This is a genomic window from Ruminococcoides intestinihominis (genome assembly GCF_040096285.1).
Lineage (GTDB): Bacteria > Bacillota > Clostridia > Oscillospirales > Acutalibacteraceae > Ruminococcoides > Ruminococcoides intestinihominis.
Genome location: NZ_JBBMEY010000009.1, coordinates 24831 through 49782, shown reverse-complemented (window position 1 = coordinate 49782; position 24952 = coordinate 24831). Strand labels below are relative to the sequence as shown.

Sequence of the window (24952 nt, the reverse complement as noted above, 5' to 3'; positions counted from 1 at the left end):
TACATCAAAATCGTGAAATAATCTACCGCAAACTAAAATGTATTCTCTTTGCTGTCGGAAAGAATAATATCGACCTTTCCGTGCGTTTCCCGAAAGCGGTGGATCTCGCTTAATATCTCACTGTCGGACAGCCCATGTGGCAGCAGAACTTCGGAAGGCTTGCAGGATTCGTTTTCCCTTAACAATGCCTTTCTGTTTTCTTCAAGAAATCGGTCCAGCCTGATCATAAGATAAAATCCGAAAGCAAATATGCCAAGCAGACTGACAATCAGCAATAACTCAGCCAATTCCGTTCACCTCTGTCAAATGTGAAAACACTTTTGCAGTTCTTTATAAGCACCGAGAACCAAAAGGGTGATCTTGTCCGTAAGAACGGTTTCCGGCGTAACTGCCATATTAATTTTTCCGTTCTCCTTAGTCGCCATAATATTGATGCTGTATTTTCTGCGGATATCCAGTTCCCCGACGGATTTGCCGACCCATCCCTCCGGCACCTCTACCTCAAAAATGGCATGAGCCTCATCAACCTCAATATAATCCCGAATGTGGTCGGCGGTGTACCGAATAGCAGCCCAATTTGCTACCTGTTTTTCTGGGGAAACGACCTCGTCCGCTCCGTTGCGCAGAAGAAATTTTGCCTGCACATCACGCTCGGCGCGGGACACAACTAATTTTGCACCGAGCTCCTTCAGCAAAGAAGTGGTTTCCAGCGAGTTTTGAAAATCTCCACCGATGGTGACGATGCACACATCAAAGTTTCTGATGCCGAGCGACTTTAAAAACTCCGTGTTTGTGCTGTCGCCGATCTGCGCATTGGTAACGATCGACAGAATGTCATTGACTCTTTCTTCGTTGTTGTCTACTGCCATCACCTCGTGTCCTAACTTGTTAAGCTGCAAAGCGATATTCTTTCCGAATCTGCCGAGGCCTATTAACAATATGTTTTTCATAATATACTAACTCCTTTATCCAACTGTGATCTTTTCGAGCGGCAGCTTTGCGACGCTCTGATTTTTATTGGAGATCGCCGCATAAATCAGGGTGAGTCCACCGACTCTACCGAGATACATTAAGACGATTAAAATAAGCTGAGACAGAATGCCGAGCTGCGGTGTGATCCCGAGCGTAAGCCCGACCGTTCCGACGGCGGATGCCGTTTCATAAAGACAAGTGCTAAGCGGCAGACCCTCTGCCATGCTGATAACAATGCCACCGATAAAAAACAGCAGGAAATACATTACGGCAATGGTTACGGCGTTTTTCACTGTCGAACCATCAATGCGCCTGCCGTAGACTTCGGCATCATCCTTTTTGCGACAGACGGAGAATGCACTCAGAATCAGAACGGCAAACGTGGTCGTTTTCATACCGCCTGCCGTGGAGCCGGGCGATCCTCCGACGAGCATCAGCAGAATCATAATTGCCTTAGAGGAACCGGTCATAGCGGGAAGATCGGCGGTATTGAAACCGGCGGTTCTCGGTGTGACAGACTGAAAAAGCGACGCAAGAATCCTTTCGCCGAGCGGCATCCCCGTAAAATCACAGAAGAAAAAGAATACTGCGGGAGCGATAATGAGGATTGCCGTTGTTACCAATATGACTTTACTTTGCATACGGTATTTTTTGAAATGCCACTTGTTTGTGTAAATATCGTCCCAGGTCAAAAATCCAATACCGCCCACAATAATTAAAAGCATAATTGCAATGTTTATTGTAGGCTCTCCGATGTATTCCGTAAGAGACGGGTATTTGTTTTCTGCGGTGCCGAGTATGTCAAAGCCGGCGTTGCAAAAGGCGGAAATCGAATGAAATGCCGCCATCCAAATTCCCTTGATACCGAATTTTCCGCAAAATGTCGGCAGCATGACGAGCATTCCGATAAGCTCGATCAAAAAAGTTCCCCGTACAATAAAGCGGGTCAGGCGGACGATCCCGCCGACCTTCGGGGCAGAGATGGCGTCCTGCATGGTACTGCGCTGCATCAGCGATATTTTTCTGCCGGACAGCATAGCGAAAAATGCCGCAACTGTCACAACACCGAGCCCGCCTATCTGGATCATCAGCAGTATTACCGTCTGCCCGAAAGCGGACCAATAGCTACCTGTATCCTGCACGACCAGCCCCGTAACGCAAACGGCGGAGGTCGATGTGAACAGCGCCTCATGAAACGGCGTAACAACTCCGGCAGTCGATGAAAACGGCAGCATCAATATCAGCGCTCCAAGCACTATGACACTGGCAAAGCCCAAAACGATCAGCTTAAAGGATGACAGCCTCTTTTTTCTATGTGTAATTTCAGACATATATACTTCTCCTATTTCTTCTTGTTTATAAAGAGAATACCGTGAAACATAATAAAACGGTGTAATGATTCAGCGCTCTGTATTAAGATTGCATTAAGACGCTCATTCTTTCAAAAAACAGTGCAGAGTATAGCAAAAAGGCACAGACAAAGGCGGATCGTTTGTAACCGTTGTGCGGCTTGAAACGGAACTCAGAGCCACTCTCACAGAACAGCAAAAGGTTCCGTTCGAACAAATTAAAAAACGGATGCAGAAATTATAACCGGCATGAGCTACAAGCGTTCACAAACGGATTTCGATTTACATCACGGCTGATGATGGAAGTGTACGAGCCGACACCTGAATTAGAACCGTAACAAAGTAAGATAATCGGAAACGGGATCGCACGATTCTGTTTCTGTTTCGAAAATATATACTGCAACAGGCAGAGAATCTCACCGTCCTTTACCTGTTTTCTTTTGGCGGATAGCCCTCGAGATTTTGAACATTTTGTAAATTCTCAATTTTAAGGTGTTAGAACACCCGATTTTCGGCATGAAAAGTGAGGGGATAAAATTTTCAATCATTTCAAACCGCATAAGCGACTACCGATTAAAGCCGAGAGATTACGCCGTCTACTGCTGCCTTGTAAAACACAGCGATAAAAACGGTGTCTGCTTTCCGTCACGGCGGCTGATCGCCGAGGAATGCTGATTGACAAAAAGACGGTGGACGCAGCAATCCGAAGTCTTGAAAAAGAAAAAGCGCTGCAGACAGGACGGATCAAACACAAGCAACGCCTACACGGTCAAGTTATTTCGGTAGTGTATTTTTTCGTACAGGGTGGTGTAAGAAACGGTATCGCAGAACTATACTGGTGCTAGAATATAACCATAGACACGAAATGTTAAACAAGCTATACTTATAGAAAAAGGAGTTCAACACAATGGCTAAAAATCAAAAATCATACACCCCAGAGTTTAAACAGCAGATTGATATTTATTTCCGTTACATCGGCAATGTCACCGAAATGTAAAGATCATAAAAAAGGCGAAAGACAGGCGGTGCATATGCACTACCTGCCATTCGGCGCCCGATTAAACAAAGGTATCCTTATGGTAACCCAGTTAATACTGGTTTTTTCGGCACATATAAACCAAAGGGAACTATTCCCACTCGATCGTACCAGGGGGTTTTGATGTAATATCATAAACTACACGATTGATATGTTCGCACTCGTTAACGATACGATTAGAGACTCTTGCAAGGACATCATAAGGGATTCTTGCAAAGTCGGCAGTCATAAAGTCATCGGTAGTAACTGCACGAATTGCTACAAGGTGGTCATATGTTCTATGGTCACCCATAACACCAACTGTTCTAACATCCGGTAGTACGCAGAAGAACTGGCTTAAATCCTGTGCGATACCACTCTTTGCAATTTCATCTCTGAAAACTGCATCGGCATCTTGAAGAATTTTAATCTTTTCTTCTGTGATTTCGCCAATAATTCTAACACCTAAACCGGGACCCGGGAATGGTTGTCTCCAAACTAATTCCTTAGGGATACCCAGCTTTTCGCCAACAACTCTAACTTCATCCTTAAACAGGTCACAAAGTGGTTCAACAACATCATCAAACTTAATGTCTTCAGGCATTGCAACCTTATTGTGATGAGTTTTGATTTTGTCTGCGTTACCCTTACCACTTTCGATACAGTCAGGATAAATTGTACCTTGAGCAAAGAAACCACCATCAGCTTCTTCTCTGATTTTATCCCAGAATACCTTATAAAATTCTGTACCGATAATCTTTCTCTTGTCTTCAGGGTCTGTTGCACCCTTTAACTTAGAGATAAATTCGTGGCCACAATTTACACGAACAAAGTTCATATCAAATAACTTTGTGAAAGTTTCTTCTACAAAGTCACCTTCGTTTTTACGCATTAAACCTTGGTCAACAAATACACAAGTTAATTGCTTACCTACTGCCTTACTTAGAAGTGCAGCTGCAACAGAACTGTCAACACCACCGGAAAGACCTAGGACAACCTTTTTATCACCAATCTTTTCTCTTAGTGCATTAACTGTATTGTCGATAAAGCTATCCATCTGCCAGTCACCTGAACAATGGCAAACATCATAAAGAAAGTTCTTTAGAATTACATTACCATATTCTGAGTGAGTAACTTCCGGATGGAACTGTACTGCGTATAGGTTCTTATCTACATTTTCAAAAGCTGCACAAGGGCAATCCTTTGATGATGCAGTTACTTCAAAACCTTTTGGAATTTCACTAACATAGTCAGTGTGGCTCATCCAAACAATATTTTCCTTAGGAACATCCTTAAATAGTTTGCTATCAGACTTTGAAATATCAATTTGAATTTTACCATATTCGCTATTAATAGCTGATTCAACCTTACCGTCACACATCCATGTGATTAGCTGACAGCCATAACAAATGCCAAGAACCGGAATACCCAGTTCAAGAATTTCTTTTGAATAATGTGGTGAACTCATATCATAAACTGAGTTTGGTCCACCTGTAAAAATAATGCCCTTATAATTTTCGGCCTTAATTTCTTCTATATCTGTAGTGTACTGCTTAATTTCAGCATATACATGGTGATCACGAACTCGTCTTGCAATAAGCTGGTTGTACTGACCACCAAAGTCAAGAACAAGAACTTTTTCTTTTGCTTTCGCCATTACACACCTCAAAATTATCTGTAAATAATATCTTCTCTTGCAGGACCGTTAGAAACCATAGTAATTGGCACACCGATTTCTTTTTCTGCAAATTCAATATAGTTACGGCAGTTCTCAGGTAGGTCTTCGTAATTCTTAATACCACTAATGTCGCACTTCCAACCAGGAAGTTTCTTAAGAATTGGCTTACATCTCTTTAGCTTTGTTGTTGATGGGAAGTAGTCGATTTCTTCACCGTCTAGTTCGTAACCAACACAAACAGGGATTTCATCAAGATAACCAAGAACATCAAGAACAGTAAATGCAACCTGAGTAGCACCCTGTACACGACAACCGTATCTTGTAGCAACTAAATCTAACCAACCCATTCTACGAGGACGACCTGTTGTAGCACCAAATTCGCCACCGTCGCCACCTCTTCTACGAAGTTCGTCAGCTTCTTCACCGAAGATTTCAGAAACAAATTCACCTGCACCTACTGCACTTGAATAAGCTTTAACAACTGTAACAATATCCTTGATTTCGTAAGGAGGAATACCACCTGCACCAACTGCACCATAACCGGCAATTGTGTTACTGGAAGTAACCATTGGATAGATACCAAAGTCAGTATCTTTTAGTGAGCCTAGCTGACCCTCTAATAGAATATTCTTGCCATCTTTACAAGCATCATGCAAGAAAGTAAATGTATCTGCAACATATGGAGCAAGAGCATCTCTGTATTCCATTAGCTTGTTGAAGATTTCGTCAACTGAAATTGGAGGTTTGTTGTATAGATTCTTAAGTGTTGCATTCTTAACTTCAAGAGTTCTTGCAATCTTTTCCTTTAGATAATCAATATCATCATAAAGTTCATTAATCTGGAAACCGATTTTGCTATACTTATCTGAATAGAAAGGAGCAATACCACTCTTTGTTGAACCAAAAGAGTTCTTGCCTAGTCTTTCTTCTTCATAGCAGTCAAATGCAACATGATAAGGCATTACGATTTGAGCTCTGTCAGAAATTAAAATCTTTGGTTCAGGAACACCTCTGTCCTTTAATTCCTTCATTTCTTTTACAAAATTCTCTACTGAGAATGCAACGCCATTACCGATAATATTTGTAACATTGCCATTAAATACACCTGATGGTAACTGGTGAAGTGCAAACTTACCGTATTCATTTACGATAGTATGTCCTGCATTAGCACCACCCTGAAAACGAATTACTACATCAGAGTTCTGAGCTAATACATCAGTAATTTTGCCCTTACCTTCATCGCCCCAGTTAGCACCAACTATAGCTTTAACCATTTGTTTGACATCCTTTCAAAATGCAAATAATTTGCATCATTTGTTTATACTGTGATTTCTGCCTTTTCGTCCTCAATATTTTCGTAAGGAGCAATAGCAGGATATACAACTTCGTTTAAGAAGTCTGTTGTCTGCTGTGGAGCACGACCAACATATTTTGAAGGCTGAAGAATAGCCTCTAGTTCTTCAAGAGTAACACCAAATGACTTATCATTTGCAATTCTTTCAAGAAGATCATTTTCACCACCCTCTTCTTTGACTACTCTGGAAGCAGCCATAGAGTGTTGTCTGATTTTTTCGTGAAGTTCCTGTCTGTCACCACCACGCTTTACGGCATCCATCATAATATTTTCTGTAGCCATAAATGGTAGTTCTTTTCTTAGACGCTGTTCAATAACCTTTGGATAAACAACAAGACCATCTGTAACATTAGCATATAGGTTAAGGATTCCGTCAATAGCTAGGAATGCTTCAGGAATACTTAATCTCTTGTTTGCAGAGTCATCAAGTGTTCTTTCAAACCACTGTGTAGCAGTTGTAAATGCACCGTTAAGTACATCAACCATAACATATCTTGATAGAGAACCGATTCTTTCTGAACGCATAGGGTTTCTCTTGTATGCCATAGCAGAAGAACCGATTTGGTTCTTTTCAAATGGTTCTTCAACTTCCTTTAGGTGTTGAAGTAGTCTAATATCGTTAGAGAACTTAGCAGCACTCTGAGCAATACCGGAAAGAACATTTAGAACCTGTGTATCAAGTTTTCTTGAATAAGTCTGACCTGACACTGCAAAACAAGCACTATAGCCCATTTTCTTTGCAATTCTTCTGTCAAGTTCCTTACACTTTTCGTGGTCACCTTCAAATAATTCAAGGAAACTAGCCTGAGTACCTGTTGTACCCTTACAACCTAGTAACTTTGCCTTACTTAGCTGATATTCAACATCTTCAAGGTCCATTAATAATTCCTGTAACCATAGAGATGCTCTCTTACCTACTGTTGTAGGCTGTGCAGGTTGGAAATGTGTAAAAGCAAGTGTAGGTAAATCCTTGTACTTATCGGCGAACTTAGCAAGTTCACGAATAACAGTAACAAGCTTATTTCTAACTAACTTTAGACCTTCTGTCATAATGATAACATCTGTGTTATCACCAACATAACAAGAAGTAGCACCTAGGTGAATGATACCTTTAGCCTTTGGGCACTGCTGACCATAAGCATAAACATGACTCATTACATCGTGACGAACAAGCTTTTCTCTAGCTTCTGCAACTTCATAATTAATATTATCAGCATTAGCCTTTAGTTCATCAATCTGTTCCTGTGTAATAGGAAGTCCTAGTTCCATTTCACTTTCTGCAAGAGCAATCCAAAGTTTTCTCCATGTACGGAACTTCATATCCGGACTGAAGATATACTTCATTTCTTTACTTGCATATCTTGAAGACAATGGGGATTCGTAACAATCTTTACTCATTATACTTTCTCCTTGATTTTTGTATTTTTAAAATTCATACCACCACGCTTTTTACCCTCAAGCTGGTTGTGGGTAATGTCTGCTGGGTACTGTCCTGTGAAACAACCGTCACAGTAACATACATCATCAGAGAAAGTAAGTTCTCTAAGATGTTCAACCGGCAAATATCCAAAGGAATCTGCACCACTAATTTGTCTGATTTCTTCTATAGTATGGTTACAAGCAATAAGCTCACCTTTTGAAGGAATATCTGTACCATAATAACAAGGCCACATAAAAGGTGGAGAAGAAATTCTCATATGTACTTCGCTTGCACCTGCTTCTCTAAGCATGGTAACAATTCTATCAACAGTAGTACCTCTAACAACTGAGTCATCAATTACAACAACTCTCTTACCCTTAATAGAACTTAGTGGGTTAAGTTTAATCTTAACACTCTTCATTCTTTCACCCTGGGTTGGTTTAATAAAGGTTCTACCAATATAGTTATTCTTAACGATACCCTTTTCATAAGGAATACCTGATTCTTCACTATAACCAATTGCTGCGTCAATACCGGACTCAGGGACACCAATAACAAGGTCAGCCTCTACAGGATGACATCTTGCAAGGATTCTACCGGCTTCTTTTCTTGATTCGTAAACAGAAATACCGTCAATATTACTATCACTGCGAGCAAAATAAATATACTCAAAAATACAAATTGACTTTTTCTTGCCACAATGGGTTTTATCACTTCTGATACCGTCTTCATCAACAATAACGATTTCACCCGGTTCTACATCTCTGACAAAATCAGCACCTACTGCGTCAAGGGCACAAGACTCACTGGCAAAACAATATGAATTGTTGATTTTACCAATACAAAGTGGTCTAAATCCGTTAGGGTCTCTGGCAGCAATAAGCTTTCTAGGACTCATAACAAGTAAGCAATAAGCACCTTTGATTGTATTCATAGTGTTTCTTACTGCTTCTTCAACGGAATGAACCTTTTGTCTTTCACGAGCAATAACATAAGCAATAGCCTCAGAGTCAATAGTTGTTTGGAAAATAGCACCTCTGTGTTCAAGAGTATGCTTAATTTCGGCAGCATTGGTAAGGTTACCATTATGTGCAATTGCAAGTGTGCCTTTTTTATAACGCATAACAAGCGGCTGTGAGTTTTCACGCACAGAGCCGCCTGCAGTTGAATAACGGACATGACTAAGTGCAATCTGTCCGTCAAGTTTGTCTAATATTTTATTGTTGAATACTTCGGTAACAAGTCCCATATCTTTGTGGTAATCAATAACACCACAATCACTTACAGCAATACCACAACTTTCCTGTCCACGGTGTTGAAGTGCAAGAAGTCCGTTATAACAAGCATACGATGGCTTTATTGCATCGTTGCCATAAATACCAAATACACCACATTCTTCGTGAAGACCTTCACTGTGATAATTGTTAAAATTTATGCTCAAGGGAGTCACCATCCATTAATAAATTAAAAATTAAGCAAGACCAATTCTCTTCATCATTTCAGCGTAAGCTTCTTCAACGCCACCCATATCACGACGGAAACGGTCTTTGTCTAGTTTTTCATGAGTATCTAGATCCCAGAAACGGCATGTATCAGGAGATATTTCGTCAGCAAGAACGATTTCACCATGGAAACGACCGAATTCCAGCTTAAAGTCAACTAGTTCAACATTACACTTCTTGAAGAAGTCAATCATTAGCTGGTCAATCTTTAGAGCCATTGAAGCAATAGTATCAATTTCTTCCTGAGTAGCTAGGCCAAGAGCAAGAATATGATAGTTATTAACCAGTGGGTCATCCAGAGGGTCACTCTTATAGTCAAATTCAAGAATAGGAGAAGCAAGGTCAGAACCTTCAGGAACGCCATACTTCTTTGAGAAAGAACCAGCTGCTCTATTTCTTACGATAACTTCTAGTGGAACAATTTCAACCTTTTTAACAACAGTATCTCTGTCATTTAGTTCTTCAACATAGTGAGTATGAATACCGTTCTCTTCTAGCATTTTGAACATAAAGTTACTCATTCTGTTGTTTACTACACCTTTACCAACGATAGTACCCTTTTTCTTACCGTTAAAAGCAGTAGCATCATCCTTATAAGATACTACACATAGATCAGGGTCATCTGTAGCAAAAACTTTCTTTGCCTTACCTTCGTAAAGTTGTTCTTTAATTTCCATCCTTTATTCCTCCTATATGTTTTTAAACATAGATTAACAAATTAAGTGTTTCATAAAAACACAGATACATTATATAATAAAAATGCTCCATAATCAACAAAAAATATCATAAAACTTAAAATTTCTGAAAAAAACAGTATTTCACCGGTATAAAAATATAGTTTTGTCCTTAAATAATAAAAAAATTAAAAAAATTCTTGCTTTTTAGCCATACTTATTATATAATAACATACGGTTGATTTGCCGGTGTGACGGAATTGGCAGACGTAGTGGACTCAAAATCCACCGATAGCGATATCGTACCGGTTCGAGTCCGGTCACCGGCACCAAATTTAATAATATTGGGGGAAGTTGTCATGAAACATAGACATGTCATTGATCTTGAGGATTTAACTTTTACACAGCTTCAGCAAACTATTGAGTTGGCTGGAAAGATAAAGGCAGATCCGGTAAAGTATAGCCATGTTTGTGATGGTAAAATCATGGCAACTCTTTTTTATGAGCCATCAACTCGTACACAGATGTCTTTCCAAACTGCTATGATGAGATTAGGTGGTAAAATTATCGGTTTTGATAATCCACAGAACTCTTCAGTTTCTAAAGGTGAAAACCTAAAAGATACTATTACTATTGTTAGTGGTTATGCTGATATTATTGCAATGAGAAATCCTGTTGAGGGTTCTGCAAAGGCAGCTTCACTTTACAGTCGCGTACCTGTTATTAATGCAGGTGATGGTGGTCACCTACATCCTACTCAGACACTTACAGACTTAGTTACCCTTTCTAATGAAAAGGGCAGATTAAACCACCTAAAGATTGGTCTTTGTGGTGACTTAAAGAATGGCAGAACTGTTCATTCACTTATTAAGACAATGAGCCACTTTGAGGGTAATTCCTTTGTACTTATCTCAACTAAGGAACTAAGTATTCCTGACTATATTAAGGATATTATGGATAATGCCGGTTGTCCTTATGAAGAAGTTGATGACTTACAAAGCAATATTGCAGACCTTGATGTTCTTTATATGACAAGAATTCAAAGGGAAAGATTTGCCAGTGAAGAAGATTATCAATCACAAAAAGGTCAATACATTCTTGATACAGAAAAAATGTCATATGCTAAAAAGGATATGATTGTACTTCACCCACTACCTAGAGTTGATGAAATTACTGTTGAAGTTGATGATGACCCAAGAGCTTGTTATTTCAAACAAGCTGTTTATGGTATGTACGGCAGAATGGCACTGATTATGCTACTACTTGAAGACAAAGACTACTTCTTCCATAGCAATGACAAAAAGTTTATTTCTGATGTTAAGTGTAAAAACCCTAGATGTATTGTTAATCAAGAGGCTTACCTACCTAAGAAATATTACTTAAAAGATAATCATAAAATTTGTGATTACTGTGATAATGAAATTGAATAATTCTTTTACAGAGTAAAGCTACGCCCACACTTAATTGTGTGGGTGTTTTTGTATATATGATTATATTAAAAGAAAAGTCGGTACATTTATGGTGTACCGACTGATTTTTATTAAGTTTAAAATTTACAATACAGATTACTTTGTACCGAAAATTCTGTCACCTGCATCCCCTAGACCAGGCATAATGTAGCAGTTTTCATTTAGGCCTTCATCCTTAGCTGCACAAAATACCTGAACATCAGGATGAGCCTCAGTTAGTGCCTTAATACCTTCAGGAGCTGCAATAATGCAAAGGAACTTAATTGAATGAGGATGGCTCTTCTTAATAATGTTGATAGCATCAACTGCACTACCACCTGTAGCTAGCATTGGGTCAAGAACAAATACATCTCTTTCTTCAATGTCTGATGGTAACTTGTTGTAATATTCAACAGGTTCATGAGTTTCTTCATCTCTATAAAGACCGATATGACCAACCTTTGCAGCCGGTACCATCTCTAGCATTGCTTCCAGCATACCAAGACCTGCTCTAAGAATAGGAACAAATGCTAGTTTACGACCTGCAATAACCTTTGACTTTGTCTTTACAAGAGGAGTTTGTACTTCAACTTCCTTTAGTGGTAAATCTCTTGTAGCTTCATAGCACATTAGCATTGAAACTTCTGATACAAGTTCTCTAAATAGTTTACTACCTGTTTTTTCATCTCTCATATGAGTCAACTTATGTTGAATTAGAGGATGGTCAAAAACTGTAACTTGATTTTCCATATTAATCCTGCTTTCTAATAATTATTTATCTTCATAAGTACCGTTTTCGATAGCACTTACCATATCCAATCTTCTGTTGTGTCTGTCACCTTCAAATGGTGTGTTTAGGAAAATGTCAGCAAATTTAACTGCCTGTTCTTCGTTAATAACTCTGCCACCCATACATAGGATATTTGCATCATTATGACGGCGAGTCATTTCTGCACAGAATTCATTACTAACAACTGCTGCTCTGATACCCTTAACCTTGTTTGCTGCAATAGAGATACCGATACCTGTACCACAACATAGGATACCCAGTTCAGCTTCTTTATTTGCTACTGCTGTAGCTACTTTATAAGCATACTTAGGGTAATCAACACTTTCTGATGTATAACAACCGTAATCCTTGTATTCAATACCATTCTTCTTTAGGTATTCGATTACTGCATTTTTAATATCTAGTCCACCGTGATCGCAACCAATAGCTATCATTACTTTTCCCTCTTCTTTCTTAATTCTTGTTCAGCTTGAGTTAGCTTTAGGTACTGAGGCAAAATATCCTTACCTTTCTTCTTACCAGACTGATTATTATAAGCAATCATAGCAGTATTAGTACCTCTCTGAACATTTTCTAAATATTCCGGAAACTTAAAGTTCTCTTTAAGCATATCATTTTCTGAGAAATAATCAAGTACTTTATCTTGACCATCACCGACAAAATAAATGTTTTCTTCTACATCTTTAAGTTCTTCGTACAAATCCTTAATAAGTATTGAACGGTCATTAACTTCTTTTGTAAGTTTGCCATTTGATACAGAATAAACTGCATTAAAAACTTGGTTTCTTCTTGCATCAATACAAGATACAACTTTACCATCTTTATAAATACAGTTATAAGCAATAGAGTCTAGTGTAGAAACTTCATAACAATCTTTGTTATCCTTAAAAGCCATACCCTTAACTACTGCAACACCTATTCTAACACCGGTAAAAGAACCGGGACCGTTATTAACTGCATAGGCATCTATATCATCAACACTTATGTTATTTTGTTTTAGTAATTTGTCAATCATAGGCATTATTGTTTCACTATGAGTTAAACCCTCATTGACAAAAACTTCATCTACTACCTTACCATCCTCAACAATACCTACTGAAGATGTTTTGGCTGAAGTATCAATACCTAAAATTTTCATTAAAGTTCAATTCCTTCAATTTTAATAATTCTGTCGTCATCATTTTCGCCTTTTTTGATTTCAACACTGATATAGTCATCAGGTAAAGCATTTTCTATATTTTCGCTCCACTCAATAACAAGAATACCTGTGTCTAGATAATCAAAAAATCCTGTACTGTACAAATCGTCATAAGTGTTTATACGGTACATATCAAAGTGGTAAACAGTATAATCTGCATTATACTGATTTACCAATGAAAATGTTGGACTTTGTACACCGTCAAAGTAATTTAGACCTTTACAAAGACCTCTGGTAAAGGCAGTTTTGCCCATACCTAAGCCACCAAAGAATGCAATTACTTCTGTACCCTTTAGTTTCTTGGCTAATTTACTTGCTAGGTTCTCTGTTTCTTCAACAGAATGAGTTATATATTCCATATTAGAACAATCCACTAATTACATTATTTTTGTCAACATCAATGTTGTTTGCTGCAGGTACTTTTGGTAGTCCCGGCATTGTCATAATGTTGCCTGTATAAACAACTACAAAACCTGCACCGTTAGAAATTCTAACATCTCTAACTGTAATATCAAAGCCCTTTGGTGCTCCTAGAAGTGCCGGATTATCAGATAGAGAATACTGAGTCTTAGCTACACAAACAGGAAGTTTGTCACCACCTAAAGCAACAACATCCTTTAGAGCTTTTTCAGCCTGTGGTGTGTAGTTAACTTTATCTGCACCGTAAATTTCTGTTGCAATACGGTTCATCTTTTCTTTAATTGTTAAGTCGTTATCGTATAGTAACTTAAAGTCAGATGGCTTTTCACAAGCTTCAACAACCTTTTTAGCTAGGTCAACACCACCGTTACCACCTTCACAGAATACATCAGAAAGTGCAAACTCTGCACCTCTTTGGTGGCAATAGTCTTCAATATACTTTAATTCTTCATCTGAGTCAGTATAGAAACGGTTAATAGCAACTACTACAGGTACACCGTACTTGTTCATATTATCAATATGAACACCTAGGTTTACAATACCATCCTTTAGTGCATCTAGGTTAGGTTCAGAAACTTCTGTCTTTGGCACACCACCGTTATACTTTAATGCTCTACAAGTAGCAACAATAACAATACATGATGGAGCAATACCGGCATATCTACACTTAATGTCTAGGAACTTTTCAGCACCAAGGTCAGAACCGAAACCTGCTTCTGTGATACAATAGTCACCTAGCTTTAGTGCAAGTTTTGTTGCTCTTACTGAGTTACAACCATGAGCAATATTTGCAAAAGGACCACCATGCATAATAGCAGGTGTACCCTCTAGTGTCTGTACTAGGTTAGGCTTTAGAGCATCCTTTAATAGTGCAGTCATAGCACCGTCAGCCTTAATATCCTTACAGAACACAGGATTGCCGTCATATGTATAAGCAACAAGAATGTTGCCCAATCTTTTCTTTAAATCAGAAATATCATTTGCTAAACATAGGATAGCCATAACTTCTGATGCAACAGTAATGATGAAACCGTCTTCTCTTGGTACACCGTTAACCTTGCCACCTAAACCGATAACAACATTTCTAAGTGCTCTATCGTTCATATCAAGACATCTCTTAAATAGAATTCTTCTTGGGTCAATACCAAGAACATTGCCTTGTTGCATATGGTTATCAAGCATAGCACATAGTAGGTTGTTAGCTGAAGTGATAGCGTGCATATCACCTGTAAAGTGTAGGTTAATTTCTTCCATAGGTAGAACCTGTGAATAACCACCACCTGCTGCACCACCCTTGATACCAAATACAGGACCTAGGGAAGGTTCTCTTAATGCAATAATTGCCTTCTTGCCGATTTTAGCCATAGCCTGACCTAAACCTGCTGAAGTAGTTGTTTTACCTTCACCGGCAGGTGTTGGGTTAATAGCAGTTACGAGAACAAGTTTACCGTCTTTATTCTTGCTAACTCTTTCTGAAAGTTCATCAGAAAGTTTAGCTTTATATTTACCGTAAAATTCCAGTTCATCTTCATTAATATCAATGTCAGATGCAACATCTTTAATAAGTCTTAGTTTAGCCTGTTGTGCAATTTCAATATCTGTTAGCATAACAACTCTCCTTATATCAAATTTGAATACTAAATTAACATTTTGATTATATCATAGAAGTAGTAATAATAAATTGTCTTAAAAGAAATATAAATCAGTTATTTCAATAATTTCTTGATTATGACATATTTTTTTATTATAATATTTTAGAAAGGTGGTGGCACAGATAAAAAACTTAATACACTCTATTAAAGATTACATAGCAAATACAGACAAGTTGTTATGGCTTTTAACACTAAGTGCTACCGTATATAGCTTTATTTTGATTTATAGTTTGCAGAGGGCTACTGACTCAAACTACTTACAATCTCAGATTATTGCAGTAGGTATTGGTATTTTAGGAGCAATAATTTTTTCTGTTATTGATTACATTAATCTTTTGAAATACTGGTACATTTGGACTATTGTTGGGATACTACTTGCAGTATCTGTATTTTTATTCGGTATTACAGTTACCGGTACTGATGATACTGCTTGGATCAGGCTACCGGGTGGTATGACATTTCAGCCATCTGAATTAATGAAAATTTGCTTTATTATCACTTTTTCTAAGCACCTTGCTTATACTGTGGAAAATGGTCTTATTAAGTATATAAAAGGTGTGTTACTTTTATTTATTCATGCTATGATACCTATTGTTATTATTCACTTTCAAGGTGATGACGGTTCAGCATTAATTTTCTTAATGATGTTTGCTATTATGGCATTTACTGCCGGTGTACAGTTAAGATACTTTGCTATTGCTTTAGGTGCAGTGGTCATCTGTATTCCGTTTATTTGGAGCTTTGTAATGAATGATGAACACAGAAACAGAATACTTGCACTGTTTGACCTTGACGGTAATGCACTAACTGACTATGGTTGGCAACAATATCAAGGTAAGGTTTCTATTGCATCAGGTGGAATATTCGGTTCAGGAATAGGTAAGGGTACTAGAGTACAGAACAACATTGTGCCTGAACAACAGAACGACTTTATCTTTACTGTAGCAGGTGAAGAATTGGGATTTGTTGGGTGCATTGTGCTTATACTAATTCTAATTTTGCTGATGGTTAAGATTATTGTAATTGCCATAAAATCAAAGGATATTGCTGGTAGGTGCATTTGTTATGGTCTTTTCGGTATGCTGACAACTCAAACAATCATTAACCTTGGAATGGTACTTGGATTCTTGCCTGTTGTAGGTATTACACTTCCATTCTTCTCACAAGGTGGTACATCTGTAATGTCAATGTTCTTTGGTGTTGGACTTGTACAAAGTGTTTATCTTCATAACAAAATGGAAATTGACGATAAACTTTCAGGCAAATATAAATTGCTACTAAAAAATGAATTTTTTGATTAAGAAAACCTCCCTATCGTTAAAACATTAGGGAGGTTTTCTTATGAATACTGCTCAATTAGTTTAATTGCATTATCTGTTGACATAGTCTTGGCAAAGTTCATTTCCATATCAAACAAATTCCAATACACTGCACCGGGATTCTATCGGCTATTGCATCTTTTACTACAATAACATTATAACCTCTACAGTGGGCATCCATTACAGTATATCTAATTGCACCTGAGGCAGTTACACCTGCAATCATTATAGTATCTATATCCATAATTTGAAGATACTTTTCAAATTCAGGTTTGCCAAAACAACTCATACAATACTTTGTCATTACCATTTCACAATCTTGAACATCAAGTGTATCATCAATTTCTGTCCAATAATTTTCCACTTCAAGATTTTCTGCCGGAATTTTTCTGCCATTAAGTTTTAATTTTTCTTTGCCTTTTTTATGGAAATAGGTATTGATTGTAACCCTTATTAACCGATTTTTAATATGGTCATCACTATCAAACTTTTTGTCTGACTGAAGATATTTTAAAAATACTTCTTGTGTTAAATCGTCAGCATCATTAACACTTTGAGTTTTGCTATAAGCAATTTTATGAACCATATCATAATACTGATTGATAACATTTTTTATATCCATACAAATACCTCCATTACATTATTACTTTGCTTTTCTTATATTTAAAAGTATGATTGCGAATAAAATTAAAACCATACCTATAATTTTTTCTACTGTTATACTTTCGCTAAATACTGTTACACCAATTATTGCAGCTACAAATGGTTCTACTGTTGCAACGATTGACGCCTTGCCTGCCTCAATCTTCAGTAGACCTTTTGTATATAAAATAAAAGGTAAAATTGTACATACTAAAGCTAGACCCAGTGACCACAAAAGGCTTTCTGTATTTAGCATTAAATTATAGTCTTTGATTATCCCTGAAAACGGAATTACTGCTACAGATGCCACTACAAATGTATATGTTGTAATAGTCATAGAGTCATATTTTTTCAATAAGAACTTTCCCAAAATACTGTAAAGTGCATAACCAAAACCTGCTCCTAAACCATATAAAAAACCTTCTAGTGTAATGGTTTCTTTACCGGAAAACACACCTGTCAAAAAACACATTCCAAGAATAGTTACTAAAAGTGAAATAACTTTCTTTACTGTTATATTTTCTTTAAATAAAAACAGTGACATAAACATAACAAATATAGGAGCAGTATAAAGCAACAATGCCGGAATTGCTGCACCACCAATAATTTCTATTGACTGAAAATAACAAAAATTAAAGAACACTATACTGCAAATACCTGTACCACAAAATAGAGGTATATCCTTTAGCTTTATTTTCAATTTACTTCTATCAGTAACTAGTAGGTATATTAATAAAATAATTGCTGAAAAGATAACTCTTAGGGCTACTACTTCCATTGAAGAAAAACCTATTGACTTTAGAGATGTGACAAATACTGAGATTATCCCCCACAATATACCTGCAATAATTATAAAAATTGAACTCATAACAATTCCTCTATTTTCATTTTATTTATGATATGGCTATAAGGAGAACCTTCTCATAGAAAATTCTCCTTAGCCTTTATATCTATTACTTTTTTCCAATATGATTACTTATATTCGTATTAATATAAGATTCTACATGATGAACCAAATCATCTAAATCCATACTGCTTGTATTTACACACAAGTCATAATACTGAGGTTTACCCCATTCATAGGAAGTATAGTAATTGAAATATGATTCTCTGCACTTTTCCTTTTTGATTAAGTGGTTCTTTGCTATTTCATTGCTTTCAATGTTATTTATTGTTATGCCTTGCAATCCTGTTAGCTTTTCGATAAAATGAATGTAGAGCATAATTTTGACCTCCGTTCTGGTTTTTTGTCAATTCCATTTTAACGGATTTTTCAAATTTATGCTCTACTTTTTATATTTTTTCGTAGGCTCTATTTTTCTTACCCCAACATTTATTATAGAGCCAATTTTTCTTTCAAGTTATTTACCTCCAACAAATTGTTATCATTATTTTAATTATTGAAATTATTAGAGTCAAATAAAATCAGGCATAAAAAATTGCTGATGCAAAATACATCAGCAATTTAGAGAAACAATTATTCTATTTAATTGAAAATAATTTTAATTATTAGATAATCATTTTCAGATAATCCATTTTAGATAATCTTAATTTCTTGTTACAGAAAAACTTACTTTACGCTGAAAACAACCTTACGGTATGTATCAAAGTCTAGCCACTTAGTAAAGAAGTCATTATTATTATCTTCTTCGTAAGCCTTATATTCTGCTAAGAATGACTTAATATCTTCATCAGAAGATGCATTTACTTCAAAGCCTCTGCCGTTAACTACAGGTACATTACCATACTGATATTCAGAAGTTGGGATAATCTCTGTAATCTTCTTATCTCTAACCTTAACAGCAACACTATCTCTTAGTACGATAATGTCAAAGCTATCAGGGTAATTATAAGAGTCACCAACAGTAGGAATAGTATCACCAACAGAATAAGTGTTGTTAACAGGCTGATACTTTAGAACATTCTGACTAGCTGAGTCATAATAGAATTCTTCAAAAATATCGCCTCTGGCTTCAACTTCACCTTTCTTAAATGATGCTTTATGTGTGCCGTAATCAGCCTTTTCAAGAGTTTCTTCTACAACACCGCAAGCTGATGTCATATTTGTAACTCTGTCAATAAGGATAAGTTCACCTAGAGTTTTGTGGTTATCAAACTTATCTACAACGATTGGTTCTGTTAGAAGAATGTCACATAGAGCAATTTCGTTCTTGTTTAGTTCATCCTTCTGAATATGTTCACCTGTGTTTACATCAACTGCATATTCAATCTTTGTAACAATAGCAGGAATAGTCTTTGTACCTAGCTTTACAAGGTAGTCAGTACCCTCTGTTAGTGTATTGTCATCCATCCATAGAAGTGAAGCTCTTAACTTCTTATAAACACCGATTTCTGAGTCTTTAGTTAGTACGCAACCTCTTGATACATCCACTTCTTTATCAAGTGTAATTGTGGCAGGTTGACCAACCTTTGCAGTTTTGCTATCTTTATCAACAACAAGAATCTGCTTAACCTTTGCTTTTTCATTACTTGGAAGTGTTGTGATTTCATCACCGACAGAAATTTCACCTGACTCAATTTGTCCCTGAAAACCTCTGAATGTATGGTCAGGACGGCATACTCTCTGTACAGGCATATAGAAACCTTTTTCGTTATCTGATGACTTAATATCAACAGTTTCAAGATAATCAAGAAGTGTCTTGCCATCATACCAAGGAATGTTCTCTGACTTAACAGTAATATTGTCACCCTCAGTAGCTGATAGTGGGATAATAACAACATTTTCAAGGTCTAGTTCAGCCTTTAGTTCGTTAATTTGGTCTGTGATTTTATCAAAAGTAGCTTTGTCATACTTTACAAGGTCCATCTTGTTTACTGCAAAAACAAAGTACTTAATACCCATTAGTGAGCAAATTCTTGCATGTCTTCTTGTCTGTACAAGAACACCTTGTGAAGCGTCAATTAGAATAACTGCAAGATCGGCAAATGATGCACCAACTGCCATATTACGAGTATATTCTTCGTGACCGGGAGTATCGGCAACAATGAAAGAACGGTTATCTGTTGTAAAGTAACGGTATGCTACATCAATTGTGATCCCCTGTTCTCTCTCTGCCATTAGACCGTCAAGAAGAAGTGAATAGTCAATTTTACCGTTTCTTGAACCGACCTTACTGTCTAGTTCAAGGGCTTTTTCTTGGTCTGCATATAGTAGCTTTGAGTCATAAAGAATATGACCGATTAGAGTGGACTTACCGTCATCAACACTACCACAAGTAATAAATTTTAGTAAACCTTTCATTAGAAATATCCCTCTCTCTTTCTTCTTTCCATACTACCGGCAGCCTCATTGTCAATAACTCTGGAAGTTCTTTCTGATGATACTGCACTTAATGTTTCGTCAATAATTTCGTCAAGAGTATGAGCAGTAGATTCTACACCACCTGTTAGTGGATAACAGCCAAGTGTTCTGAATCTAACTGACTTCATCATTGGCTTTTCGCCTTCTTTTAGACGCATACGGTCATCATCAACCATAATTAGGTTGCCATCTCTCTCAACAACAGGACGAACATCAGCAAAGTAAAGAGGAACAATCTCAATATTTTCTCTCTTAATATACTGCCAAATATCTTTTTCTGTCCAGTTTGAAATTGGGAATACACGGATTGATTCGCCTTTTTCAATCTTAGTGTTGTAAAGTTTCCACATTTCAGGACGCTGATTCTTAGGGTCCCAAGCCTGTGCCTTGTTACGGAATGAGAAAATTCTTTCCTTAGCACGAGATTTTTCTTCATCTCTACGGCCACCACCAAAAGCAGCAGTAAAGCCGTATTTATTTAGGGCTTGTTTTAGAGCCTGAGTTTTCATAATATCTGTATAAGATGAACCATGGTCAAATGGGTTAATACCCTGTTTTACACCATCTTGGTTAGTATAAACCAGCATATCAATGCCATACTTCTTAGCAATTCTATCACGGAACTCAATCATTTCCTTAAACTTCCATGTTGTATCAACATGTAGGAATGGGAATGGTGGTTTCTCAGGATAGAAAGCTTTCATAGCAAGGTGTAGCATAACTGAGCTATCCTTACCGATTGAGTAAAGCATTACCGGTTTTTCACACTCTGCTGCAACCTCTCTCATTATGTAAATTGCTTCTGCTTCAAGAGCATCAAGATGTGAATCATAACTCATAATCTTTCCTTCTTTCCTCTTTAATACTTATTTGACTCTTTCTGATTAATGTCTATGTTTATTGTTTTGCCATCAGGTTTATTGATTATCCAATGGAGAATATCTCCTTCTTTTTCTGTATGGACATTACTACCCATACCACCAATATCGGCACCTAAGAAAAAGTTAATTGCATAGACAGGACACTCCTTAATACAGGAAGTACATCCCCAACAATCTTTTGGATACTTTATATATGCTTTTTTGTTTTCATCCATTTTGATTAGTGTACCGGGACAAACATTTCTACACTTACCACAACCGATACATTTATCCTTATCAATTGAAATGCTCATAGTTTGTACCCTCCTCCACTAATTCTCTTGTAATAATCTTAATTTCACCATCTTCAAGAATAGAGTTAACATACTTGTTCCAATGTTCATTATCCTTCTCAGGGTAATCAAGATTTTCTGCAAAGCTATGCCAACGAGTTTCTTTTCTTGCTTTTAGGTGAGCGATTACACTTCTGCAAACAGTAAGTCTTTCTCTCAGTTCGTAAATATACATTAGTTCTTGGAAATCTTCTGCATACAAATCCTTTGAAAGTTCCATTAACTGCTTGATTTTGTAATCTGCTATTTCAAGTTGCTTTTCATTGAAACGATAATTTGTTTTGATACCACCGGCATAAGAGTCCATTACTGTCTGCATAGCCTCTTCCAGTTGTTCGGTAGTAAACTTACAATGTTTATCTTTTAGGAAGTTTTCCACCTCATCAATGTGGTTGTTAACTACCTTATCATCAATAGTAGCAACATTTTTATCTTTGATATATTCAACTACAGAAAGTGCTGCAATTTCGCCTTCGGCTAATGCACCTGTAACATACTTTTGAGGACAACCACCTGCAACATCACCTGCTGCATATAGTCCGTCAATAGTAGTCTTTCTGTTAGTATCTACCCAATATCCACTTCCTGTATGACCACCAACTATGTAAGGTTCTGTACCCTCAATTTCAACATTCTGCTGACTAGGGTTCTTGCCACTTTCAATCCACTTAATGGTTTGAGATGGTGCCATATTTAAGTAAGCCTTTAGCAAAGATTCGTCTTGTTCTTCTGTTATGCCCTCTGTCTGTAAATAACAAGGACCTCTACCGTTTAGGTTTTCGTTTACTGTACCGTAAACTCTTTGAGATGTTGTAATACCGTACTTAGTTTCATACACTTCACCAAGTGAATTAATCTGTTTAGCACCAACACCCTGAGCTAATGTACCTGTAGGAGCAATTGTATCTTTACATCTTAGTGCAATGAAACGCATTTCAAATGTTGTCATTTCAGCACCGGCATTGATACCCATTGCAAAACCTGCACCGGTATTAAATGGTGGATACCACATTTTGTGTCGTGAGAAACCCGGGTTGTTAGGCTTGTAAAGACCTGCTGCACCACCGGTTGCTATAATAACTGCTTTTGCTTTGATAACATAGAATGTATCATTCTCGATACCAATACCAAAAGCACCGTTAATGTGGTTATTTTCTACTGCATAATCAGTAATGTTAACTCTGTTAAGAGCAGTAACATTATCCAATTCATTTACTGCATCAGCCAAAATAGGCTTAATGTTTTCACCATTGATTTTTAGGTTTCTGTTACCTCTTGTAACATACTTACCCTCTTTATCTTTTAGAATAACAAGACCAAGCTTTTCCAGTCTTTCTGTTACACTATTTAGTCTTTCGGACATTGTAAGCAACAAGTCACCTCTTACAATACCGTCAGCATCTTTTCTGGCATAATCAACATAGTCTTGAGGAGTTCTGCCCTCTACAATATAAGCGTTAAGTGCATTAACACCTGCTGCAAGGCAACCACTTCTCTTGATATGTGCTTTTTCACAAATAAGCACTTTTGCATCACTATGTTCTGAGATAGTCAGTGCTGCATAACATCCGGCAGTGCCACCACCAATTATCAGAACATCAGTTTGTAAATTTTCTATTCTCATAGTTAACTCTCTTCTCCCGATATTTACAAGTTACTTTTTAGCAAATAGTCTTCAGCAGACATTACTGCATTTGCACCGTCTGATACTGCTGTAACTACCTGTCGCAACTTCTTGGTACGAACATCACCTGCAACAAAAATACCATCTGCTGAGGTAACACCGTCTTCTGATGCTACAACATAGCCATTATCTAACTTTACCAGTTCTTTTAATAAATCTGAATTTGGAACACTGCCAACTGCAACAAATACACCTGACACAATGATTTCTCTATCACTGTTATCTTTAGTAACAATGATTTTCTCCACTTGCTTTTCCCCTACAATTTCTTTTGGTGTAGAAGAAAGTACAAGTTCAATATTTTCTGTATTGCTAACCTTTTCAGAGAGAATTTTGTTTCCACGAAATTCATCTCGTCTATGGATTAAATATACCTTAGAGGCAATTTTTGAAAGTAAAAGTGCATCCTGTAAAGCAGTATCTCCTCCACCTACTACTGCAACCGGCAAGTCCTTATAAAAAGCACCGTCACATATTGCACAGTAAGTAACACCTTTACCGGTAAGTTCCTTTTCACCTTTAATTCCCAACTTTCTACGGCTTGTACCGGTAGCTAAAATAATAGTTTTTGTTTCTATATTTTCGCCATTTGAAAGTTTTAGTTTATAATGATTGTCTTGTTTAAGGATACTTTCCACTTTACCTTCAACAAACTCTGTACCCAGCTTTATGGCATGGTCACGAAACTTTTCTCCAAGGTCATAACCACTTTCGCCATAAAGACCTATATAGTTATCAACTCGGTCACTTTCTGCAATTTGACCTGTGCCCATAAATTCCTTTTCTATTACTATTGAATTGAGCATTTCTCTTTTTGCATATACAGAAGCAGATAATCCTGCCGGTCCACTACCTATAATAACTATATCGTACATAAGTCCTCCAATTATTCTATCACAAGTTCTTCCTTTTGTGAAGTGTTATTTTCAATATGGAATGAGTTTAAAACAGGGTTTTCTCTATCAATTAATGAAAGAATCATATAACTTGCCTTGCTGTCATAAGCAAGACGCTTGTCCTCTTCAGAAGGTCTTGAAGGCGACTCAGGATGACTGTGCCAATTGCCAAGTGGCACAAATCCGTTCTGACGCATATCCTTAACTGCCATTAACTGTTCCTTTGGGTCTAGAGAAAAGTGTTCGTTGGAATGGTCAATATTTGTTAGAAGATAAACCTTCTTGATGATTTTGTCTTCACCTTCAACTGTACCGGCTATTAAGCCACAAGCCTCATCAGGCAAGTCCTTAATAGCATGGTCTAGTATTTTATTATAATCTGATTTTGATAGTTTAATCATAAC

The 24952-nt window shown here is 37.2% G+C and carries 25 protein-coding genes and 1 tRNA gene; 4 read left to right on the top strand and 22 right to left on the bottom strand.

Annotated elements, in window-relative coordinates; translation table 11 throughout:
* Positions 1-32: 32 nt before the first annotated feature.
* Genes WMO18_RS03910 through WMO18_RS03900 form a run of 3 tightly spaced genes read right to left on the bottom strand, consistent with a single transcriptional unit; the run spans position 33 to position 2303 of the window.
* Entirely contained in the window at positions 33-287 is a 255-nt protein-coding gene (locus WMO18_RS03910; RefSeq protein WP_211147732.1) for a hypothetical protein, read from the bottom strand.
* A gap of 15 nt (positions 288-302) precedes the next feature.
* Positions 303-950, bottom strand: a complete 648-nt coding sequence (locus WMO18_RS03905) for a potassium channel family protein (RefSeq protein ID WP_211147731.1) — start codon at positions 948-950, stop codon at positions 303-305.
* A gap of 15 nt (positions 951-965) precedes the next feature.
* On the bottom strand, positions 966-2303 hold the full coding sequence (locus WMO18_RS03900; RefSeq protein ID WP_211147730.1) for a TrkH family potassium uptake protein: 1338 nt from the start codon (positions 2301-2303) through the stop codon (positions 966-968).
* 534 nt (positions 2304-2837) lie between these two features.
* Here WMO18_RS03900 and WMO18_RS10955 point away from each other — a divergent pair.
* Positions 2838-2996 (top strand): helix-turn-helix domain-containing protein, encoded by a 159-nt coding sequence (locus tag WMO18_RS10955; RefSeq protein ID WP_211147729.1) that lies wholly within the window; start codon positions 2838-2840, stop codon positions 2994-2996.
* 452 nt (positions 2997-3448) lie between these two features.
* Here the strand turns inward: WMO18_RS10955 and guaA are convergent, their stop codons facing one another.
* From guaA to purC, 5 genes are read right to left on the bottom strand one after another with little or no spacing between them, the layout of a single operon-like run.
* The gene (guaA, locus tag WMO18_RS03895) at positions 3449-4993 is read right to left on the bottom strand and encodes a glutamine-hydrolyzing GMP synthase (protein WP_367286374.1); all 1545 of its coding nucleotides are present in this window, start codon (positions 4991-4993) and stop codon (positions 3449-3451) included.
* A 14-nt stretch (positions 4994-5007) separates the two neighbouring features.
* On the bottom strand, positions 5008-6288 hold the full coding sequence (locus WMO18_RS03890) for an adenylosuccinate synthase (protein WP_211147727.1): 1281 nt from the start codon (positions 6286-6288) through the stop codon (positions 5008-5010).
* 44 nt (positions 6289-6332) lie between these two features.
* Complete coding sequence (purB, locus tag WMO18_RS03885) at positions 6333-7766, bottom strand: adenylosuccinate lyase (RefSeq protein ID WP_022505168.1); 1434 nt, start codon at positions 7764-7766, stop codon at positions 6333-6335.
* A complete protein-coding gene (gene purF, locus WMO18_RS03880; protein WP_022505169.1) occupies positions 7766-9241 on the bottom strand; it encodes an amidophosphoribosyltransferase in 1476 nt (491 codons plus the stop codon). Before purF ends, purB begins: the two co-directional genes overlap by 1 nt.
* 18 nt (positions 9242-9259) lie before the next feature.
* Complete coding sequence (gene purC / locus WMO18_RS03875) at positions 9260-9967, bottom strand: phosphoribosylaminoimidazolesuccinocarboxamide synthase (protein ID WP_022505170.1); 708 nt, start codon at positions 9965-9967, stop codon at positions 9260-9262.
* Between the two features lie 242 nt (positions 9968-10209).
* On the opposite strand from purC, the gene WMO18_RS03870 reads away from it, so the two are divergent.
* Positions 10210-10296 (top strand) — tRNA-Leu (locus WMO18_RS03870).
* Positions 10297-10323: 27 nt separating this feature from the next.
* Positions 10324-11394 carry an aspartate carbamoyltransferase gene (gene pyrB / locus WMO18_RS03865; RefSeq protein WP_211147726.1) on the top strand — a complete coding sequence of 357 codons (1071 nt, stop codon included), beginning with the start codon at positions 10324-10326 and terminating at the stop codon, positions 11392-11394.
* A gap of 135 nt (positions 11395-11529) precedes the next feature.
* Here the strand turns inward: pyrB and upp are convergent, their stop codons facing one another.
* The 5 genes from upp to WMO18_RS03840 are packed head-to-tail and all read right to left on the bottom strand — an operon-like array spanning position 11530 to position 15428.
* Positions 11530-12162 (bottom strand): uracil phosphoribosyltransferase, encoded by a 633-nt coding sequence (gene upp / locus WMO18_RS03860; RefSeq protein WP_022505172.1) that lies wholly within the window; start codon positions 12160-12162, stop codon positions 11530-11532.
* A 21-nt stretch (positions 12163-12183) separates the two neighbouring features.
* Positions 12184-12636: a ribose 5-phosphate isomerase B gene (gene rpiB, locus WMO18_RS03855; RefSeq protein WP_022505173.1), complete on the bottom strand. Its 453-nt coding sequence runs from the start codon at positions 12634-12636 to the stop codon at positions 12184-12186.
* The gene (tsaB, locus tag WMO18_RS03850; RefSeq protein ID WP_211147725.1) at positions 12636-13340 is read right to left on the bottom strand and encodes a tRNA (adenosine(37)-N6)-threonylcarbamoyltransferase complex dimerization subunit type 1 TsaB; all 705 of its coding nucleotides are present in this window, start codon (positions 13338-13340) and stop codon (positions 12636-12638) included. The genes rpiB and tsaB overlap by 1 nt, the downstream gene beginning before the upstream one ends.
* Positions 13340-13759: a tRNA (adenosine(37)-N6)-threonylcarbamoyltransferase complex ATPase subunit type 1 TsaE gene (gene tsaE, locus WMO18_RS03845; RefSeq protein ID WP_022505175.1), complete on the bottom strand. Its 420-nt coding sequence runs from the start codon at positions 13757-13759 to the stop codon at positions 13340-13342. The genes tsaB and tsaE overlap by 1 nt, the downstream gene beginning before the upstream one ends.
* 1 nt (position 13760) lies before the next feature.
* The gene (locus WMO18_RS03840; protein WP_211147724.1) at positions 13761-15428 is read right to left on the bottom strand and encodes a formate--tetrahydrofolate ligase; all 1668 of its coding nucleotides are present in this window, start codon (positions 15426-15428) and stop codon (positions 13761-13763) included.
* A 217-nt stretch (positions 15429-15645) separates the two neighbouring features.
* Here WMO18_RS03840 and WMO18_RS03835 point away from each other — a divergent pair, with 217 nt between their 5' ends.
* Entirely contained in the window at positions 15646-16773 is a 1128-nt protein-coding gene (locus tag WMO18_RS03835; protein WP_367286373.1) for an FtsW/RodA/SpoVE family cell cycle protein, read from the top strand.
* A 97-nt stretch (positions 16774-16870) separates the two neighbouring features.
* Here the strand turns inward: WMO18_RS03835 and WMO18_RS03830 are convergent, their stop codons facing one another.
* The 9 genes from WMO18_RS03830 to WMO18_RS03790 all read right to left on the bottom strand — a co-directional run bounded on the left by WMO18_RS03830 (position 16871) and on the right by WMO18_RS03790 (position 24949).
* The gene (locus WMO18_RS03830) at positions 16871-17413 is read right to left on the bottom strand and encodes an isochorismatase family protein (RefSeq protein WP_211147722.1); all 543 of its coding nucleotides are present in this window, start codon (positions 17411-17413) and stop codon (positions 16871-16873) included.
* Positions 17414-17434: 21 nt separating this feature from the next.
* The gene (locus WMO18_RS03825) at positions 17435-18301 is read right to left on the bottom strand and encodes a DMT family transporter (protein ID WP_367286372.1); all 867 of its coding nucleotides are present in this window, start codon (positions 18299-18301) and stop codon (positions 17435-17437) included.
* Positions 18302-18386: 85 nt separating this feature from the next.
* Positions 18387-18656 carry a cytidylate kinase family protein gene (locus WMO18_RS03820; protein ID WP_367286371.1) on the bottom strand — a complete coding sequence of 90 codons (270 nt, stop codon included), beginning with the start codon at positions 18654-18656 and terminating at the stop codon, positions 18387-18389.
* A 347-nt stretch (positions 18657-19003) separates the two neighbouring features.
* Complete coding sequence (locus WMO18_RS03815; RefSeq protein ID WP_211147916.1) at positions 19004-20695, bottom strand: sulfate adenylyltransferase subunit 1; 1692 nt, start codon at positions 20693-20695, stop codon at positions 19004-19006.
* Positions 20695-21594: a sulfate adenylyltransferase subunit CysD gene (gene cysD, locus WMO18_RS03810; RefSeq protein ID WP_022504949.1), complete on the bottom strand. Its 900-nt coding sequence runs from the start codon at positions 21592-21594 to the stop codon at positions 20695-20697. Before cysD ends, WMO18_RS03815 begins: the two co-directional genes overlap by 1 nt.
* A 20-nt stretch (positions 21595-21614) precedes the next feature.
* Positions 21615-21929 (bottom strand): 4Fe-4S dicluster domain-containing protein, encoded by a 315-nt coding sequence (locus tag WMO18_RS03805; protein ID WP_022504950.1) that lies wholly within the window; start codon positions 21927-21929, stop codon positions 21615-21617.
* A complete protein-coding gene (locus WMO18_RS03800) occupies positions 21913-23592 on the bottom strand; it encodes an adenylyl-sulfate reductase subunit alpha (protein WP_211147917.1) in 1680 nt (559 codons plus the stop codon). Before WMO18_RS03800 ends, WMO18_RS03805 begins: the two co-directional genes overlap by 17 nt.
* 23 nt (positions 23593-23615) lie before the next feature.
* Positions 23616-24527 carry an NAD(P)/FAD-dependent oxidoreductase gene (locus WMO18_RS03795; protein WP_211147918.1) on the bottom strand — a complete coding sequence of 304 codons (912 nt, stop codon included), beginning with the start codon at positions 24525-24527 and terminating at the stop codon, positions 23616-23618.
* A gap of 11 nt (positions 24528-24538) precedes the next feature.
* Positions 24539-24949, bottom strand: a complete 411-nt coding sequence (locus tag WMO18_RS03790) for a M67 family metallopeptidase (RefSeq protein WP_211147919.1) — start codon at positions 24947-24949, stop codon at positions 24539-24541.
* Between the last annotated feature and the right edge of the window lie 3 nt (positions 24950-24952).

What these genes read in the sequence shown, in the direction of transcription:
- purF (WP_022505169.1), bottom strand. Translation starts at nt 9,241, where the DNA reads ATGGTGACTCCCTTGAGCATAAATTTTAACAATTATCACAGTGAAGGT.
- WMO18_RS03900 (WP_211147730.1), bottom strand. Translation starts at nt 2,303, where the DNA reads ATGTCTGAAATTACACATAGAAAAAAGAGGCTGTCATCCTTTAAGCTG.
- guaA (WP_367286374.1), bottom strand. Translation starts at nt 4,993, where the DNA reads ATGGCGAAAGCAAAAGAAAAAGTTCTTGTTCTTGACTTTGGTGGTCAG.
- upp (WP_022505172.1), bottom strand. Translation starts at nt 12,162, where the DNA reads ATGGAAAATCAAGTTACAGTTTTTGACCATCCTCTAATTCAACATAAG.
- WMO18_RS03800 (WP_211147917.1), bottom strand. Translation starts at nt 23,592, where the DNA reads ATGAGAATAGAAAATTTACAAACTGATGTTCTGATAATTGGTGGTGGC.
- cysD (WP_022504949.1), bottom strand. Translation starts at nt 21,594, where the DNA reads ATGAGTTATGATTCACATCTTGATGCTCTTGAAGCAGAAGCAATTTAC.
- WMO18_RS03795 (WP_211147918.1), bottom strand. Translation starts at nt 24,527, where the DNA reads ATGTACGATATAGTTATTATAGGTAGTGGACCGGCAGGATTATCTGCT.
- WMO18_RS03815 (WP_211147916.1), bottom strand. Translation starts at nt 20,695, where the DNA reads ATGAAAGGTTTACTAAAATTTATTACTTGTGGTAGTGTTGATGACGGT.
- WMO18_RS03825 (WP_367286372.1), bottom strand. Translation starts at nt 18,301, where the DNA reads ATGAGTTCAATTTTTATAATTATTGCAGGTATATTGTGGGGGATAATC.
- tsaE (WP_022505175.1), bottom strand. Translation starts at nt 13,759, where the DNA reads ATGGAATATATAACTCATTCTGTTGAAGAAACAGAGAACCTAGCAAGT.
- WMO18_RS03905 (WP_211147731.1), bottom strand. Translation starts at nt 950, where the DNA reads ATGAAAAACATATTGTTAATAGGCCTCGGCAGATTCGGAAAGAATATC.
- tsaB (WP_211147725.1), bottom strand. Translation starts at nt 13,340, where the DNA reads ATGAAAATTTTAGGTATTGATACTTCAGCCAAAACATCTTCAGTAGGT.
- WMO18_RS03805 (WP_022504950.1), bottom strand. Translation starts at nt 21,929, where the DNA reads ATGAGCATTTCAATTGATAAGGATAAATGTATCGGTTGTGGTAAGTGT.
- WMO18_RS03790 (WP_211147919.1), bottom strand. Translation starts at nt 24,949, where the DNA reads ATGATTAAACTATCAAAATCAGATTATAATAAAATACTAGACCATGCT.
- WMO18_RS03890 (WP_211147727.1), bottom strand. Translation starts at nt 6,288, where the DNA reads ATGGTTAAAGCTATAGTTGGTGCTAACTGGGGCGATGAAGGTAAGGGC.
- WMO18_RS03820 (WP_367286371.1), bottom strand. Translation starts at nt 18,656, where the DNA reads ATGCTCTACATTCATTTTATCGAAAAGCTAACAGGATTGCAAGGCATA.
- WMO18_RS10955 (WP_211147729.1), top strand. Translation starts at nt 2,838, where the DNA reads ATGAAAAGTGAGGGGATAAAATTTTCAATCATTTCAAACCGCATAAGC.
- WMO18_RS03840 (WP_211147724.1), bottom strand. Translation starts at nt 15,428, where the DNA reads ATGCTAACAGATATTGAAATTGCACAACAGGCTAAACTAAGACTTATT.
- purB (WP_022505168.1), bottom strand. Translation starts at nt 7,766, where the DNA reads ATGAGTAAAGATTGTTACGAATCCCCATTGTCTTCAAGATATGCAAGT.
- rpiB (WP_022505173.1), bottom strand. Translation starts at nt 12,636, where the DNA reads ATGATAGCTATTGGTTGCGATCACGGTGGACTAGATATTAAAAATGCA.
- purC (WP_022505170.1), bottom strand. Translation starts at nt 9,967, where the DNA reads ATGGAAATTAAAGAACAACTTTACGAAGGTAAGGCAAAGAAAGTTTTT.
- pyrB (WP_211147726.1), top strand. Translation starts at nt 10,324, where the DNA reads ATGAAACATAGACATGTCATTGATCTTGAGGATTTAACTTTTACACAG.
- WMO18_RS03830 (WP_211147722.1), bottom strand. Translation starts at nt 17,413, where the DNA reads ATGGATATAAAAAATGTTATCAATCAGTATTATGATATGGTTCATAAA.